At 58.6% G+C, this 17,343-nt stretch carries 15 protein-coding genes and 1 riboswitch; of the genes, 2 read left to right on the top strand and 13 right to left on the bottom strand.

The genetic code is table 11. The annotated features are described in order from the left end of the window. Window positions 1–438: 438 nt before the first annotated feature. The 13 genes from AOP6_RS05700 to fdnG form a co-directional block, all read right to left on the bottom strand. On the bottom strand, window positions 439–927 hold the full coding sequence (locus AOP6_RS05700; protein ID WP_155875640.1) for a MogA/MoaB family molybdenum cofactor biosynthesis protein: 489 nt from the start codon (window positions 925–927) through the stop codon (window positions 439–441). Then, complete coding sequence (gene moaC / locus AOP6_RS05695) at window positions 924–1,406, bottom strand: cyclic pyranopterin monophosphate synthase MoaC (RefSeq protein WP_155875639.1); 483 nt, start codon at window positions 1,404–1,406, stop codon at window positions 924–926. The genes AOP6_RS05700 and moaC overlap by 4 nt, the downstream gene beginning before the upstream one ends. Window positions 1,407–1,447: 41 nt before the next feature. Further along, window positions 1,448–1,636 carry a twin-arginine translocase TatA/TatE family subunit gene (locus AOP6_RS05690; RefSeq protein ID WP_155875638.1) on the bottom strand — a complete coding sequence of 63 codons (189 nt, stop codon included), beginning with the start codon at window positions 1,634–1,636 and terminating at the stop codon, window positions 1,448–1,450. A 48-nt stretch (window positions 1,637–1,684) separates the two neighbouring features. Then, a complete protein-coding gene (locus tag AOP6_RS05685; RefSeq protein WP_155875637.1) occupies window positions 1,685–2,140 on the bottom strand; it encodes an MOSC domain-containing protein in 456 nt (151 codons plus the stop codon). Between the two features lie 32 nt (window positions 2,141–2,172). Then, window positions 2,173–3,150 (bottom strand): GTP 3',8-cyclase MoaA, encoded by a 978-nt coding sequence (moaA, locus tag AOP6_RS05680; protein WP_155875636.1) that lies wholly within the window; start codon window positions 3,148–3,150, stop codon window positions 2,173–2,175. Between the two features lie 45 nt (window positions 3,151–3,195). Continuing rightward, window positions 3,196–4,386 (bottom strand): gephyrin-like molybdotransferase Glp, encoded by a 1,191-nt coding sequence (glp, locus tag AOP6_RS05675; RefSeq protein WP_155877662.1) that lies wholly within the window; start codon window positions 4,384–4,386, stop codon window positions 3,196–3,198. 16 nt (window positions 4,387–4,402) lie between these two features. Further along, entirely contained in the window at window positions 4,403–5,092 is a 690-nt protein-coding gene (locus AOP6_RS05670; protein ID WP_225897364.1) for an ATP-binding cassette domain-containing protein, read from the bottom strand. Window positions 5,093–5,095: 3 nt separating this feature from the next. Further along, on the bottom strand, window positions 5,096–5,782 hold the full coding sequence (locus AOP6_RS05665) for an ABC transporter permease (RefSeq protein WP_155875635.1): 687 nt from the start codon (window positions 5,780–5,782) through the stop codon (window positions 5,096–5,098). 6 nt (window positions 5,783–5,788) lie between these two features. Next, window positions 5,789–6,598: a substrate-binding domain-containing protein gene (locus tag AOP6_RS05660; protein WP_155875634.1), complete on the bottom strand. Its 810-nt coding sequence runs from the start codon at window positions 6,596–6,598 to the stop codon at window positions 5,789–5,791. A gap of 85 nt (window positions 6,599–6,683) precedes the next feature. After that, window positions 6,684–6,801: riboswitch (molybdenum cofactor riboswitch) on the bottom strand. Window positions 6,802–6,839: 38 nt separating this feature from the next. Further along, a complete protein-coding gene (gene fdhD / locus AOP6_RS05655; protein ID WP_225897363.1) occupies window positions 6,840–8,354 on the bottom strand; it encodes a formate dehydrogenase accessory sulfurtransferase FdhD in 1,515 nt (504 codons plus the stop codon). A gap of 228 nt (window positions 8,355–8,582) precedes the next feature. Beyond that, complete coding sequence (gene nrfD / locus AOP6_RS05650) at window positions 8,583–9,803, bottom strand: NrfD/PsrC family molybdoenzyme membrane anchor subunit (RefSeq protein WP_155875633.1); 1,221 nt, start codon at window positions 9,801–9,803, stop codon at window positions 8,583–8,585. A 4-nt stretch (window positions 9,804–9,807) separates the two neighbouring features. Then, entirely contained in the window at window positions 9,808–10,650 is an 843-nt protein-coding gene (locus AOP6_RS05645; RefSeq protein ID WP_155875632.1) for a 4Fe-4S dicluster domain-containing protein, read from the bottom strand. After that, entirely contained in the window at window positions 10,647–13,652 is a 3,006-nt protein-coding gene (gene fdnG / locus AOP6_RS05640) for a formate dehydrogenase-N subunit alpha (protein WP_155875631.1), read from the bottom strand. Before fdnG ends, AOP6_RS05645 begins: the two co-directional genes overlap by 4 nt. 334 nt (window positions 13,653–13,986) lie before the next feature. Here fdnG and AOP6_RS05635 point away from each other — a divergent pair, with 334 nt between their 5' ends. Together AOP6_RS05635 and AOP6_RS05630 are read left to right on the top strand one after the other, a co-directional pair. Beyond that, on the top strand, window positions 13,987–15,369 hold the full coding sequence (locus AOP6_RS05635; protein ID WP_155875630.1) for a sigma-54 dependent transcriptional regulator: 1,383 nt from the start codon (window positions 13,987–13,989) through the stop codon (window positions 15,367–15,369). After that, a complete protein-coding gene (locus AOP6_RS05630) occupies window positions 15,366–17,327 on the top strand; it encodes a cache domain-containing protein (protein ID WP_155875629.1) in 1,962 nt (653 codons plus the stop codon). Before AOP6_RS05635 ends, AOP6_RS05630 begins: the two co-directional genes overlap by 4 nt. Window positions 17,328–17,343 lie beyond the last annotated feature (16 nt).

Raw genomic sequence — 17,343 nt, 5'->3', positions numbered from 1 at the left:
ACACCCATTAAGTTTTTCAAACCACAACCATGCTGCCAATGGCGTTCCCAGTGGATTCGTCGCGTGAATAAATGGTCCCACTTATAGCTTCTTCACCAAAAAATGAATTTGCTTTACCTGTGTAACATCAACGAATTAAACCGGATACGCACCATCATTTGCAACAGAATGCAGGGTGCTTGCTCGATGCGTTAAGTTTAATGCCTGAGAGGACAAACGCAAGCTTTTGTCGGTGAAACCCCTACAAAAGCGCGAAAAAAGCCAAAACACAGCCTCATCATTAATTAAGTCTCGGCAATGTTTCAAAGGAATAAACGGAGCGCTTTCCGTGGGGAAGGTGATTTCACCAAAGGCGTTAAACAGAAGCGACCCAAAGAAAAAGCCCTGAAAAACAGGGCTCATAAAAGGGGAAAAGAAAGGGTTTGGCAAAAAAAGCGGTCAGGGTATGGCGCAGTCCGTCTGATCACCACGGATTTTGGCGACGGCATGGGGAATGGCGGGCCAGACGGCCTCGAGATTCTCCAAAGCCCCCTTGGGACTTCCTGGGAGATTGAGGATGAGCGTGCCCTGACGGATGCCCGCCACGGCGCGGGACAGGGCGGCCCGGGGGGTGATCTGCAGGCTGCGGAGTCGCATGAGTTCGGCTAGACCCGGTATCAGGCGGTCGATCACCCGTTGGGTGGCCTCGGGGGTGACGTCACGGGGAGAAACGCCGGTGCCGCCGGTGGTCAACAGCAGGTGGGGCGCAACCTGCTCGGTCCAATGAATCAGGCGGGCGGCGATCTGCGTTTCTTCGTCAGGGATGATTTCCAGCGCGGCAGTTGCTACCCCCCGCTCGCCCAGCCACTGCTCCAGGGCCGGACCGCTGGTATCGATTCGCTCCCCCCGCGAGCCTTTGTCGCTGATGGTGAGAATCACGGCCTTCATCCCTGCTCTTCCCTTCGATACAAGCCGCTCTTGCCCCCCTCTTTAAGGAGCAACGCCAGTTCGCCAATGGTGATGCCGCGATCCACCCCTTTACACATGTCGTAGATGGTTAGCGCCGCGACGGAAGCCGCTACCATGGCTTCCATCTCCACGCCGGTGCGCTCCACCGCCTTGACAGTCGCCTCGATACGAATGTGGTGGTTTTCTTCATCAATGAAGAATTCGATGCCCACCGCATGCAAGGCCAAAGGATGGGCGAGCGGAATGAGGTCGGGGGTCTTCTTGGCGGCGGCGATCCCTGCCAGCCTGGCCACGGCAAGGACATCCCCCTTCTTCATTTCCCCCTGGCGAATACTCTGCAGCGTCGAAGGGTTCATGGAGACGGAGGCGCCAACGACAGCGCGGCGCAGCGTCGGCTCCTTGGCGCTGACGTCGACCATGATGGCCTGGCCCTGCTCGTCGAAATGGTTGAAGGACATCATTCGCTCCTGCATGAGAATAGTTTTTCAGGTTGACAATATCAGGCGTTCTTCTCCGACGACTCATCGACGCGCTGCGCCTCTTCCAGAGGCTCTTCTTTAATGCCAGACTTGAAGTTGCGGATGCCTTTGCCAAGGGCGCTGCCGACCTGGGGCAGCTTGCCGGCGCCGAAAACGACCATGACCAGCACGAGAATAATGAGCAGTTCCTGTGTACCGAGTCCAAACATGTTTATCTCCTTCGTAAGCTGATGGGGTGCAAATGGTTAAAAATGACCTCAGTTGGAAGATTCGCGACCGCCCGCTTGCAGTTGAATGCGGTCGCCAGCCCGTACGACTCCGCCCTTGAGAACGCGGGCGAAGATGCCTTCCCGCGGCATGACGCAGTCTCCGGCCTGGTAGTAGATGGCGCAGCGGCTGTGGCATTCCTTGCCGATACGCGTGATCTCCAGTAGCGCCTCGCCCAGGGTCAGGCGGCTGCCAATGGGAAGGGCCGTCAAGGCGACTCCCCGGGTAACGATGTTTTCGGCAAAGTCACCAGAGCCCAGACTCAAGCCTTTAGCCCGCATGGTGTCGATACTCTCTTCGGCCAGCAGGCTGACCTGCCTGTCCCAGTCACCGACATGGGCATCGCCGACAATACCATGGTTTTCCTTGAGAAGGGCTACGTCAACCGGCTTTTTCTGTTCGCCTTTGTTTTCACTGATACAGACCGCTACCACCGATGGTTCCATGGGTTTTACTCCTCGTGTGAATGAAGCGCCTTCTAGCCGCCGATAGAAGACATGCAGAAGGCCGGACCGCGCTCTTTTTCATCATCGAGACGATGTCCGGAAACCTTGTCCTTGACGATATCAAGCAGGACCTGCTGCACGGCCTGGACATCACCTCCCAGCAGAACAGGGCGCAGGTTGACGGCTTCGCCGGAAAAAAGGCAGCTACGCGCCAGCCCGGTCGCGGTCACCCGGATACGGTTGCAACTGTCGCAGAAATGGTTGGAAACCGGGGTGATGATGCCGATGCTGCCGCTGGCGCCCTCAAGGTGGTAGTCGCGGGACGGCCCACAGAGAGTGCCGCGCCTCAGCTCCTGATAGGAAAATTTTTTCCCGATGCGCTCCAGAATCTCCTGACCGCGCACGATCTGCGCCTGCCAGCCGGCGTCCTGAATATTGGGCATGTATTCGATAAAACGGACGCTCAACGCTTTGCCGTGCGCCATGGCCGCGAAATCCACCACTTCGTCGTCATTGATGCCCCGCATGACCACCATATTGAGCTTGACGGCGATTCCAGCAGCCTCGGCGGCGGCGATTCCCGCCAGCACCCGAGCCAGGTCGCCGCCGCGCGTGATACGGCGAAAACGGTCGGGCTGCAGAGAATCGAGGCTGATATTCACCCGTTTTACCCCGGCGGCCTTCAATTCGGTAGCCAGCTCAGGCAACAGGGTGCCATTGGTCGTCAGCACCAGTTCTTTAAGGCCCGGCAGGGCCGAGAGCTCATGCAGAAAGGGGAGGAGCCCTTTGCGCACCAGCGGTTCGCCACCGGTGATACGAATCTTCTCGATACCCAAAGACACGGCCGCCCGTGACACACACTGGAGCGCCTCGTAGCTGAGGATATCGTTGTGGCCGAGTTTGGAGACGCCCGCCGCCGGCATACAGTATCGGCAGCGCAAATTGCAGCGATCGGTCACCGACAAGCGCAGATAATTGACTTTGCGGTGGAAGCCGTCAAAAAGTTTCATGCAGATCTATCCTTTTCGTACCGCGTCTTTTCAGTGGTAGCTAAACTAGCCCAGAAGATGAACCTCCACCAGGGTTCCCGCTTCAGCGCGGTCGGCGTCGGCCGGCAGAACAGCGATCCCTTCGGCTCGAACCATGGTGGAAACCATCCCCGTATGCTGATTCCCGGCGCTGGTAGCGTAGAGGACATCCCCCTCCTGCGTCAGGGCGACCCGCATGAATTGCAGTCGCCCCTTCTTTTTTTTGGTCGACTCCCGCAAAACGGCCCGGACGCTTGGTTTTGTTGCGTCCACACCGCCGCATATACGCCCCAGGGCCGGCTTCACCAGAAACTCAAAGGTCATCAGAGTGGAAACGGGGTTGCCCGGCAACGAGAAAACCAGGCAGTCGTCCTTGACCCCAAAGGCGGTGGGATGCCCCGGTTTTATGGCCACCTTCCAAAAGAGTTCGCGCACACCGAGGTCTGCGAGCACCTCGCGCACCAGGTCCCTGTCCCCGGCCGACACGCCGGCCGAGGTAATGAGGATATCGGCCTTCAATCCTTCCGCAAGCTTCGCGCGCAGACAGTCCACCTCATCTCGGGCGATCCCCAGCAACAACGGTTCGCCGCCTGATTCGCGAACGGCGGCAGCCAGCGACAGGGAATTGCTGTTGATGATCTGTCCCGGCGCCGGAGTTTCGCCGAGTTCCACCAGCTCGTCTCCCGTGGAGAGGATAGCTACCCGTGGACGCCGGAATACGGGCACGAAGGCCTGTCCGAAAGAGGCCAGCAGATTGATGCCGTCCGGACGCAGGCGACTACCGGCGGGCATAAAAGGCTCGCCTCGGGCGACATCCTCCCCTTGGCGACGGATATGTTGCCCCGGATCAACCCTGGCCGTCAGGGTGAGGGTGCCATCTGCCTCGGCAACCTCTTCCACGGGCACCACCGCGTCCGCTCCGGCCGGCAGGGGCGCGCCGGTCATGATGCGGATGGCGCAGCCCTCCTCCACCCTGTCGTGGGTCTGGGCGCCGGCGGGGATATAGCCACTGATCTGGAGAGTCGCAGCGGCCTGGCAATCCTGAGAGCGCACAGCGAATCCGTCCATGGCCGAATTGTCCCAGGCCGGCAGATCCCAGGGGGCACGCATGTCCTCGGCCAGCACCCGCCCGCAGGCCTCAGTGAGGGAAACACGTTCCCTGCCAAGAGGCCGAGCCTGGTCCAGAATGACCTGTCGGGCTTCGTCGAAACTTATCACCATTTTTGAGACTCCTTCACATCGCCCTCTTCAGCGGACAGGATACCTCACTGGTCAGCCGGCCCCTGTCCAGTGCAATGACTTTACTGCCAAGCCGTTCGGGCTGGCCTGGGTCGTGAGTGGACATGACGATGGTCATACCCTGTTCCGTGCAGAGATCCCGGAGCCGTTTCTCGAACTGGCCCAGGTGCCCCACATCGATATTGGCGAGCGGCTCATCGAGAAGCAGCACCCTGGGCTGCAGCACCAAAGCGCGGGCCAAAGCCACCCGCTGGATCTCCCCGCCGGAAAGTTCCCTGGCAGAGCGCTGGGCAAATCCCGCCAGCCCAACCGATTCAAGCGCTGCTGCAATGCGGACGGGCCGCTGGGCAGAGGCTATTTTCCGCAAGTCCAGACCGAACGCCATATTGTCGTAGACGCTCCCTTGGAAAAGATAGGGCGCCTGCTGGACCAAAGTCACCTCGCGACGCAGGTTGGCCGCCGCCATGCCGCCGCGATAGACTACGGCTCTGCCGTCGAACCGCAGGATGCCGCGCGCCGGGGGACTCAGCAGAGCCAACAGGCGCAGCAGGGTTGTCTTGCCGGCACCGTTCGGGCCAGTCAAACAGTACAGCCCCCCCGCTTCAATAGCCAAGGTGTCGATTTCCAGGCGAAAGGCTGTCCCCACGGAGACCTGGATATATTCCAGGGAAAGAATCGGTTGCATAGGTCACCTCTGTTGCAGAACATGCATGGCCAGGTTGACGAAAAGCGCCACCCCGAGCAGAATCAAGCCAAGAGCCAGTCCGAAAGCAAACTCCCCCTTACTCGTTTCTAGGGCGATGGCCGTGGTCATGGTGCGGGTATGATGGCGAATATTGCCGCCAAGCATCATGGCCACGCCCACCTCGGCGATGACCCGGCCGAACCCGGCGATAACTGCCGCCATGACGCCAAAACGCACTTCCCGCAGCAGCATCCAAACGCCCCGCAACCTGCCCGCCCCCAAGGTGAGGGCCGTGCTCAGAATGCGGGAATCAGCCCCCACCACGGCGGCCAGGGTGTAGTTGGCCACAATGGGTGTCGCCAGCACCATCTGACCGAGAATCATGGCAGCCGGGGTAAAGAGCAGACCCCACTCCCCCAGGGGCCCCTGGCGGCTGAGAAAGCCGTAGAGTACCAGGCCAACCACCACCGTCGGCAGGGCCATGAGGGTATTGAGCAGGGTCAGTACCAGTCCCCGCCCCCGGAAGCGGCTGATCCCGACCAGGGCGCCAAAGGGAATGGCCACGATCGCGGCCAGCACGATAGCGACCAGGGACGTATAGAGCGAGGTCCATACCGTGATGAAAACTTCGCCGTCAAAGGCCAGAATCAGGGCCAGGGCTTTCTGCAGGGAGATGAAAATAAAGTCCAAGAACGTCTACTTTGCGTAAATAAAGAAAAGAGGCTCGCCGTTCTTGCTGTAGTCGGCGATGATCTCTTGTCCCTGGGGAGACACCAGGTAATCCATGAAAGCGGTCGCCAGGTCGATTTTGACATGCGGGTGCTTCTGCGGATTGACGGCGATCACCCCATAGGGATTAAACAGGCGCTCGTCCCCTTCCACCAGGATTTCCAGGTCCGTCTTGCTGCGATAGGCCACATAGGTGCCCCGATCCGCCAGCGTATACCCCTGCAGCTCCGTGGCCATATTGATGACCTCACCCATGCCGAGCCCGGCCTCGACGTAGCCCTTGCCGGCAGGGGTAAGACCGGCCGCCTGCCAGAGTTCGAGTTCCTTGTGATGCGTGCCGGATTTGTCCCCGCGGGAAACAAAGGTACTATCCGAGGCGGCAATTTTTTCCATCGCCGCGGCGACATCGCCCATGCCGGCGATACCGGCGGGATCGGCGGGGGGGCCGAGCAGAACGAAGTCGTTGTACATAACGTCCCGGCGGTCGATCCCGTGGCCGGCGGCGATGAAGGCTTCTTCGAGGGCACGGGCATGCACCAGCACCACATCAACATCCCCCGCCTCGCCCAGTTTGAGGGCCTTGCCGGTGCCGACGGCAATCACGTCGACCTGGCAGGTATGTGCCTGTTCGAAGGGGGGCAACAAGGCCCGCAGCAATCCGGAGTTCTCCGTCGAGGTCGTGGTGGCGAGACGCAAATGTTCCAGCGACAAGGCCGGGCCAGCGCCCAGCAGCAAAAAACAGACAACAGACAACAGACAAAATTTCCAGATCCTCATAAATACTCCGTGAAGTAGTGAGGGGGAATATCCCCATAAAAAAGGAGCCTTCCCATTGGAAAAGGCCCCTGACTACCCCACCGGTGGGGTTTACGGATGCTCTCCTTTCCAAAAGGGAGGCACGGCCGTTTCCAGCCGGACCCAACGACCGGTCGCCCTGGGGTTGCCCCTGTAGGCGATACGGTTCGGAGATTTTATTTATTGAATTGTGTGCAGGCCCAAAATAGCCCGATATCGGTGCTTATCCTTTCTGCCCCATGCGGATGCTGGTCGCATCCACCTGGTTCGCAGTATTCCCCGAGACCTGCTTTTCCCGCAAGTGGAAATATTCCTGCGGGGTGTTGATGTTGCGGAAGGAGAGTCCCTGCGGATCGAGTTCGGCAAAATCCGTCAGCGGCACCTGGGCGACCCTCACCTCCTCAAAAAAGGCTACAATACGTCGCTCCCCTCGGGCCAGCGTCTTTTCCATGGCGGGCAGGCAGCCCTTGCCATAGACGGCGTGGAGCGGCTCGAAGCCGTGCTCTCCGCAAGGGATGACGACATCTCCCGACCTGTCAGCAAGACAAAGGCGCCGGACCACAGCCGGGGAGACGAGAGGCATGTCGCAGGCCACCACGAAAATGCGCTGGTGGCTTGCATGCTGCAGGCCTGAATGAATGCCGGCCAGGGAGCCCTGGGCGCGATAAAGATCGGGAACCTTGCGGCAGGGAATGTCGGCGTAGAGGTCGGGCGAGTTGGTGACGATAATCACTTCATCGAAGAGGAGGGTCAGACGCCGGTAGATATGATCGATAAAGCGGGCACCATCGATAGGAAGCAGCGACTTGTCACTCCCCATGCGGCGGCTTTCCCCACCGGCCAGGATAACTCCGGTGACGCCAGCGAGGCGCTGTTCACCACTCTGGAGACGCATGCGACGGGCCTGGCTGTAAATCTCCATCGTTTCACCACGCACATAGCCGATGAGGCAGATGCCGACCTGCTCGCTCAAACGCACGGCCATGTCGGTGGGCGAGGTGCGTGAGGCGATGGCGACGATACCAAGGCGGGCCGCCTTCGCCACCATCTCGGTGGACACCCTCCCGGAAGTAACCAGCAGCTTACCTGACAGCTCGACCCCCTTGAAAAGGGCTTCGCCGGCGATGCGATCGAGGGTGTTGTGGCGGCCGATATCCTCGGCATAGAGGAGCATCTTCTCACCATCGCCCACTGCGGCCGAATGCATGCCGCCATGGCGACGATAACCTTCAGCGTGGTGCTGCAACTGACGCATGAGAGATAAAACCGCTTCGGGCGTGAATGTCCTCCCGCCTCGAATAACGGCTGACGAAGCCTCGGCGATCTCAACGGGAAAATCGAAGGTAATCCCCGTTCCGCAACCGGAGGTCAGCACGGGCCTGAGATCGAGGGGAATATCCTGACGCAGCTGCACCCGAGCGGCGCCGAAATCACTGCATATACCCAGGCTGAGAATATCGTCGAGGGTGGTGACCATTCCCTGCAGACGGAAGAAACCGGCCACAAGATAGTTGAGTTGATGAGGCGAGGCAATCAGGGTGGCCAGTTCACGCCCATTGACCGTCAGTCGCAGGGGAAATTCCTGCACGACGGCACGCTCGCTGAGGCTGACCTCCCCTTTATTCACCCGCGTGATGATCCCCTGCTCCATATGATCTCCCCGCTTCTTGCGTTCGATGGGACAGTAAAAACTCAGTTCCATAAAGCAGAAAACATGCCGACCCTTGAACGCCGTCAAAAGGCTTTTTTCCCAGCCAGAGGGCGGGTCATGGTGACCCATATGGGTTATTATGACCCGCCCATATGACGCCAATCCCGACGGCGATATTATGGTCATTACCCAAATCTTTGACAGGAATACTTTGCCTGCTTCTTTTCAATGATTGCAGTCTTTCCCGGAACGAACAAGGCCCGCACTGTCAACTGCGGGCCTTGTTCGTTTGCAATGTTTTCTAAATAACGTACTTCAGTTTCCAGATGAGGAAACGGTCTCGCCAGGCACCTCCGGTTTGGCGCTGTCGATACGGCGGAAAGTATCCGGCAGAGAATAGTCAACCGTTTCCGGATGGTGCTCAAAGATCGGAAAATATTTGGCGATGAGCACAAAAAACAGGATATGCGCCGCGATGATACCCAGGGTGACCAGGGTCTCGATGATGGACGGGAGGTAGATATTGTTGGGGTCCATCATGCCGATCATCGAAACGTTGAAGCGGTTGAGCACCAGGCCGAAGATGACCAGGCCGGCGGCAATGGCCCGGCTGCGATCATTTTCCCTGACCGACTTCAGGGTCAAGAGGATGAAAGGCAGAATGAAACCAACACCGAACTCCAGAACGAAAGAGAGGGTAAGTCCGGGTCGGTCGAAGAAAGGCCCCTCCGAAAGTGCCAGCAGACTGTAGATCCGCAGGGCAATATAGAAGCCAAGGGCCCAGGGGAGAATCTGGGCCAGCGTGCGCAACAGCACTCCTTCGTTGGGCTGTCCCATCCACTTGTGACTGGCCGTGGCTTCCAGGATGATGATGGCCATGCCAGTAGAGATGGCGCTCACCCAGAAAAGCAGCGGCAGCAGCGGGTTGTACCAGAGGTTGTGCAACTTGTCGACGGCGATAAGAAAGAAGGTGCCGAGAGAGCTCTGGTGCAAGGTGGAGATGGCCGCAGCCAGAATGACCAGGGGCATTTCCAGCCAACGCAACACCCGCAGGGGCACATGCCAGCCGAACTTCTCCGCTACGGGCGAAAGGAATTCGAGAAAGAGTACGGTCGTGTAGGCCATGACGCACATGGACACTTCGAACATGGGCGAGTGCAGATTCCAGTAGCGCAGCACGTGCCAGCCTTTGTGGGGCTGGCCAAGGTCGAGCAGCAGACCGATACAGACGAGCGAATAGCCGAGAAAACCGGTGACGATGGCCGGACGCACCAGCGGCTCCAGCTTCTTGATATTGAAGCAGTGGACGATGGCACCCAGGGTAAAAGCACCGGCGGCCAGCGGCACGGCGGTGACGACGTCGAAGCTGATCCACAGACCCCAAGGGTAGGTATCATCAAGATTGGTAGTGGCGCCCAGCCCGAAGACGAAACGGACCATTGAAGCGAGGGCGGCGATAACCACCAGGGCGATGAGAAACTTGACAAACAGGTGGTAGCCCTTGATTTCATTGACAACATATCTGGCGGCAGTCATCGCTTTAATCCTCCTTGTGCTCGGAAGAAGTCAGAGCCGTCGCGGCCTCCTCCCGTTCTTTCCGCAGACGTTCTTTACGGTGGTTGATCCAGGAAATAGCCGACAAGCCGCCACCCACGGCGAGGAAAGCCGCCGGCACCAGACGCAGGGCCTGCCAGGTATAACCGGGCAGTGACCGCATGGTGACCGGCTTGAAGCCGAGTTCATCAAAGGGCAGGCTCGTCAGGTAGATGACGCTGGTGCCCCCCGCCTCATCCTTACCGTAGACCTTGTGGATGTAGCGCTGCGGATGCTCGGTCAGACGCCTTTCGGCCTCCTTGATCATCTCTTTGCGCGGACCATAGGTAATGGCCGTCGGGCAGGCCGTGGCGCAGGCGGGCTTCAACCCTTCTCTGACGCGGCTGTAGCAGCCGGTGCATTTCTTCACCAACGGAAAGGCCTTGCTCCACTCGTACTTGGGAATGCCAAAGGGACAGGCGATCATGCAGAAGCGGCAGCCGATGCAGCGATCGGCCTTGTAAACGACAGGTCCTTCCGTCGTCTTCACGAAGGCGCCGACAGGGCAGACGGAGGCGCAGGCCGGCTCGTTGCAGTGCATGCACATCTCTTTGTAGAAGGCGAACTCGTTCTGTCCGTTCTTCTGGTAGTCGCGGAACTTGATGCGGGTCAGGGTCTTTTCCGACATGGCGGGCGGGTTCTGATAGCCCTCGCCGCTGAAAAAAGACGTCTCCTCCGCCTCCAGCTGGTTCCACTGCTTGCAGGCCACCTGACAACCACGGCAGCCGGTGCACTTGGTCATATCGATCAAAAAAGCTTTATCCTGGGAAAAATCGGTGCGCGAACTCATGCCGCCCTCCCCCCTTTCTCAATGTTGCACAAAAAGGCCTTGTACTCGGGGATGGTGGTGTTGGCGCAACCCACCGCCGTCGTCAACACATTGGCGCTGTCCCCCCGGGCCATACCGCCGAAACCGAAATGCCAGGGCAGACCGACCTGCTCGATGAGACGACCACTGACGCGCAGCGGCTTGATGCGCGAAGTCACCAACGCCTTGGCCTGAATGCTGCCACGCTCGGAGGAGACGGTCACAACGTCCCCGTTCTTGAGCCCTTTCCAGTCCGCCAGCTGCTCGCTGATTTCCACGAACATATCCGGGACCAGCTCGACCAGCCAGGGCAGGTTACGGGTCATGGCCCCGGCCTGCCAGTGTTCGGATACCCGGTAGGTGGTACCGACATAGGGGAACTTGTCGACGTTGCTGAGCTTGGCCGGGATAGCGACAGCCGGATTGCACTGCTGCGGACTCATCATGTTGGAAACAGGACTCTCCATGGGCTCATAGTGCTCAGGCAAGGGGCCATCCGCCAGGCCGGCGGCGAAAAGACGGCCATAGCCTTCCGGGATCATGATAAAAGGATTTTTCGTACCATCCTCATTCATGGGGGCCCAGCCGCCGTCAGGGACATCCCCTTCCCATTTGCGGGTGAGAGCGTTCCAGGCGATAACCGTTTTTTTCGGATTGAGCGGCCTGCCATCCAGGTCAACGGAGGCGCGATTGTAGAGAATGCGACGGTTGACCGGCCAGCACCAGGCCCAGTTGTGATACATTTCCAGACCGGTAGGATCTTCCAGCCCCCGGCGCTGCATCATGTTGCCTGCCTCGGTGAAAGATCCGCAGTAGAGCCAGTTGCCGCTGAGGGTGGAACCGTCATCCTGCAGGAAGGCGAAGCTGGGCACCTGCTGCCCCTTCTTGTAGAGCTTGCCTTTGATCTCCACGTCGCGGGTGAACTGGCCGTTGCACTCCCTGGCGACCATGTCGATATCCGGCTCGTGGCCGTCGCCATAGTTCCAGGCCAGATTGACGATGGGTTCGGGAAATACCCCACCCTTTTCGTAAAGAGCCTTGAGGCGCTTGAACATCTGGTCGACGATAAAGGCGTCACTTTCCGCCTCACCGGGAGGATCGACCGCCTTGTAGCGCCACTGAGCCCAGCGCCCCGAGTTGGAGATGCTCCCCTGTTTCTCGACACTGGAAGCGGCCGGCAGCAGAAAGACTTCGGTGTCGATTTTCTTGGGATCGACGCCGGGACGTTTCCAGAAAATAGACGTCTCCGTCTCCCAAAGATCAGCGGCGACCAGCCACTTGAGCTGATCCAGACCGCTGGAGATGGCGTTGGTATCGGGTCCGCCGACGATGGGGTTCGTCCCCATACAGAAGAGCCCATCAAAACCGCCCGCCTGCAGACGATCCATGAGCATGATAAAAGAGTAGTTGTCGCTCTTCTTCGGCAGATAGTCGTAGCAGAAGTCATTTTTCGCCGTGGCATGCTCACCCCAGTAAGCCTTGAGCAGGCTGGTCATGTATTTGGGCGTATTGCTCCACCAGTTGGCGCTGTTGGGGTCGCTGCTCTTCGGGGTGACCTTGTCGAGATAGGTCGCGTAGTCGACATGGTTGAAGTCGGGCACTTTCAGATAACCCGGCAGAATGTGGTACAGGATGGCGTAGTCCGTCGACCCCTGCACGTTGGATTCACCACGCAAGGCATTGATGCCGCCGCCGGCGATGCCGACGTTGCCGAGCAACAGCTGCAGCATGGCGTAGGAGCGCACGTTCTGGGTGCCGTAGGTATGCTGGGTGGTTCCCATGGCGTACATGATAGTGGCGGCCTTGTCGGGCCGCCCGGTAGCGCAGAAGGTACGGGCTACCGCCATATAGTCCTGAATGGCCGTCCCCGTGATCTCGCAGACCATGGCCGGAGTATAGCGGGTATAGTGTTTCTTCATCAGCTGATAGACACAACGGGGATCCTGCAGGGTATGGTCGCGCAGGGCGTTGCCGTCCTTGTCGGTCCTGTATTTCCAGCTGTCCTTCTCGTAACTGAAGGTTTCAGCGTTGTAGCCGCTGAAGATACCCTCGTTGAAATCGAAGGCGTCATCGACGATGAAGGAAGCGTTGGTGTACTGCACGACGTAATCCTTCTGGATCAGGTCGTTCTGCAACACGTGGTTGATCAGACCTCCCATAAAGGCGATATCGGTGCCAGGACGCAGCTGGGCATAAATATCGGCCTTGGAGGAGGTCCGGGTATAGCGGGGATCGACGCTGATGAGAGTCGCGCCATTATCCATCGCCTTTTCGACGTATTTAAAAGAAATCGGGTGATTTTCAGCGGGGTTGGAGCCAATACAGAGGATGACGTCCGCGTGCTGGATGTCGTTCCAATGATTGGTCATGGCACCGCGGCCAAAGGAGGCTGCCAGACCGGCAACCGTGGCGCTGTGTCATATTCGGGCCTGGTGTTCCAGGTAACTGACCCCCATGGCGCGGGCGAACTTGCCCCAGAGGTAGCACTCTTCATTGTCGAGAGCGGCGGCGCCTAAAAAGGCCATGCCCTCATTGCGGTTGACGACATATTCCTTGCCGTTACGCTTCTCCGCTTTCACGAAGTGGCGGTCGCGGGAATCCTTCATCAGCTCGGCAATACGATTCATTGCCCAGTCCCAGGATTTCTCCTCCCAACGGTCGCTGCCGGGAGCGCGGTACTGCACCTTGGTCAGCCGGCGTTCGTTGTTGGCCACCTGAAAGAGGGCGCTCCCCTTGGAACAAAGCGCGCCTTGATTGATGGGATGTTCCGGATCCCCTTCAATGTTGACAACCTTACCGTTTTTGGTGTGAACGATCATACCGCAACCGACCGCGCAGTACGGGCAGACGGTGGTCGAGGTCTGCAGGCCCTTCGTGCGCAGCTCGGGGCTGTCCACCCCGGCACGAGCAGGCTTTCCCGAAACAGCCAGGCCCGCGGCAGCCAAGCCGCTTCCCTTGAGAAAACTTCTTCTTGTAACACCCATGCACTCTCTCCTTGAATGGTATACAACGACCGATACGTGGTCACGTGGATCTCTCCTGCCATTGGCAACCTCCGTGCCAATGGGGTATACCCCTCAGATTGTTCCTCTTCAGTCCGCATGGAAACTGCCTGCGCCCAATATCGACCTCTCCTTTACCTCCAGAAATGAAGAGATCCAGGTGGGTCATTTTTTCTCTTGTCGGGTCATATCGACCCAACGACGAGCGCGCGAATACTCCTCGCGCAGAGACCGGACCGCACCCTGGCCAAGCCTCTTCCCATCTGGAATAATTTGTGCTTATTATAAAAATCCTTAAAACCTTCCGGGAGAAATCATGGCTAAAAGAATCATCGTGGCAGATGACGAAGACGGCATGCGCCGCTACCTGAGCAAAATGCTGACGGGCTGGGGTTACGAGACAGAAACTTTTGCCGATCCCGTGCTGATGCTGAAGTTTCTGGGGCAGCCCGATTCGGAATGTGATCTCGTCCTGCTTGACGTGAAAATGCCCGAGATGGATGGTATTGAAGCACTGACCCGCATCCGGAGTCTACGCCCCGAATTGCCCGTCATCATGATGACGGGTCACGGCACCATTGACTCGGCGGTCGAAGCCATGAAGATTGGCGCCTATGACTATCTGAGCAAGCCTTTTCCCCAGGAAAAGCTGCAGACCCTGCTCATTCACGCCATGGAGCGCGAAAAACTGCGGGAAGAGAACCTGTCCCTCAAAAAAGAACTGCAGGAACGCCACACGCCGGGAAAACCCATCTTCGTGAGCGATAAATTCCGGCAGGTCTACGAACTGGCGTTGCGTGTGGCCGCCAGCGATGCCAACATTCTGGTACTGGGTGAAAGCGGCACCGGTAAAGAACTCATTGCCGGTACCATCCACTACGCCAGTCCCCGCGCCGGTAACCGCTTTCTGGCCATCAACTGCGCCGCCCTGTCGGAAACCCTGCTCGAAAGCCAGCTCTTCGGCCACGTCAAAGGCTCCTTCACCGGGGCCCTGCAGTCCCAGAAGGGCTTTCTGGAGGAAGCGGATGGCGGCACCCTCTTTCTGGACGAAGTGGGCGATATCAGCCCCGGCCTGCAGGCCAAGCTGCTGCGCGTCATTCAGGAGGGCGAGTTTATTCCCGTCGGCGCCACCCGACCCAAGAAGGTCGATGTGCGCTTCATTGCTGTCACCAACAAGGATCTGGAAAAAGAGGTGGCCGAAGGGCGCTTTCGTGAAGACCTCTATTACCGCCTCAACGTCATCTGTCTGCATCTCCCGCCGTTGCGGGAGCGGCGTGAGGATATTATCCCGCTGGCCCGGCACTTTCTCGACAGAATGGTTCAGAAGATGAAAAAAAACCTCCAGGGCATTGCCCCCGAGGCGCTGGAAGTTCTGCAGAACTATCACTGGCCCGGCAACATCCGCGAGTTGCAGAACGTCATCGAGCGGGCAGCCATTCTTGCCCTCGACAATGAGATCACGATCGACCTGCTGCCTATCCGACTCAGCGCCACGCAAGCGCCTGCCTCTGTAGCCGACACGACCGATATGCCTCTGAGCCTGCGAGAGGCGGAACGGCGTCAGATCAACCGGGCTATGAAGAAAACCGGGGGCAATAAGAGTCAGGCGGCCCTGCTTTTGGGCATCACCAGAAAAACTCTCGACCGCAAAATCAAGGAATTCGATCTGCCGACACCGGAAGAGGCTGACACCCCATGAGCCAGCCCTTCCCCCGCCCGCTCTCCATTCGTGGCAAACTGACTCTGGCGGCGCTGGCCCCATTGATCGTCGTTTTGATACTGGTCACCGTCGCCATCGTTTATCTCATCAATGCCTATATCGTCGGCGATACCCAGAAACGGGTTCAGAATGAAATGGATTCGGCCCGGGCCGTCTACCTGCGCGAGCTCGAACGCATCCGCGATGTCGTTCGCTTCACGGCCCACTCCGAAGCCACCTCCCGTTCACTGAGCCAGGGTCAGCGAACACAACTGCTCGACGAGCTGGAGGCCATTGAACGGCGGGAACAGCTGGACATCCTCGGCATCAGCGATCCTCTGGGCCAGACCCAGCACCCCGGTCAGCAGAGCGAGGTCTTTTCAAAATTCATGAAAAAATCGCTTTATCAGGGGAGCTTTGCCGGCACAGCCCTTCTCAGTGCTGAGCAGATGCAGACGCTCTCCCCTGGTCTCGCACGTAAAGCCCGTCTCGCCCTCATCGACGGCGAGAAACCGTCTGATGCCTTTGAAACCAGAGGGTTGTTTCTGATCAGCGTGGCGCCCGTCAGAGACAAGAGTGGCAATGTTCTGGGGTTTCTCTATGGAGGAAAATTGCTCAACAAACACCTGAGCCTGGTGGACGAAATCCAAAGGATCATTTACGGCGAGGAAAAGTTTAACGGGATAGAACGCGGCAGCGCCACCATCTTTCTGGATGATCGGCGCATCGCCACCACGATACGCCTGGATGACGGCAGTCGCGCCCTGGGAACCCAGGTTTCGCCGCAGGTGGCCAAGGCGGTGCTGGTGGAAAAGCAGAGTTGGCTGGGACGAGCCCGCGTCATCGACGAATGGTACCTGACCGCCTATGAACCCATTCTGGATATCGACGGACAACCCATCGGCGCTCTGTACGTCGGTCTGCTGGAAAAACCTTTCATGGCCCTTAAAGCGAGGGTGGCGGCCATCCTGTTCGGCCTCCTGCTTCTCGGCAGCGGTCTCGGTTATCTGCTGGCCCGCGAAATTTCACGCCACCTGAGTCGGCCCATCCTGGCTCTTGACACCATGGCCCAACGGGTGGCCGAAGGAGAAAAACACCTGCAGTTGCCGGCTACCAGCCGTGACGAAATAGGCCACCTCACCCGCACCTTCAATCACATGGCGGCCGCTCTCCATGAGAGGGAAACCCAGTTGAATATTCTGAATCAGCAACTGGAAGTGAAGGTCCGTGAACGGACCAGCCAGCTCGAAGAAAGAAACCGCGAACTGATCAGCACACGGGACGAGCTGCTGCGTAGCGAAAAACTGGCCGCCGTAGGCTCCCTGGCCGCCGGCGTTGCCCATGAAATCAACAACCCCGCCGCCATCATCCGGGGCAACGTCGAAATTCTGCTGATGGAGTTGCCGGCAGGCACCGAAGGACGGGAAGAGGCGGAAGAAATCCTGAAACAGACCGAACGGATTTCCCGCATCACCCAGAACATGCTCACCTTCGCCCGTGAGCAGGCCATTCATCCCCGGCCTGTCGATGTCAACAGACTGCTTGACGAAATTGTTGCCCAGGTCAGCCATCAGGTCACCTTGGGAACGATTGAGATCGTGCGTAGATTTGGCGCTGATTTGCCGCCGCTGATAACGGACGAGGAGAGATTGCGTCAGGTTTTTACCAACCTGCTGCTCAATGCCCTGCAGGCCATGGCTGGCGCGGGTGTCCTGACTTTGGAAACACGACTGGAGAATAATGCTATGGAAGTGACCGTACAGGATACGGGACCTGGCATACCGGAGAATATTCGCAGTGCGATTTTCAATCCGTTTTTTACCAGTAAAAAACACGGCACCGGGCTGGGACTATCTACTGCCTACGGTATCGTACAAAGCATGGGGGGCAAAATCGAAGTAGAAAGCCGGGAAGGGGAAGGCAGCCTTTTCCGTGTGAAACTCCCCCAAAAGGAATAGCACTACCTTCCCCCGC

Source organism: Desulfuromonas sp. AOP6, assembly GCF_009731355.2.
Classification (GTDB): Bacteria; Desulfobacterota; Desulfuromonadia; order Desulfuromonadales; family SZUA-540; genus SZUA-540.
The sequence above is the reverse complement of the archived record's forward strand: the minus strand, read 5'-3'. Positions and strand labels throughout refer to the sequence as shown.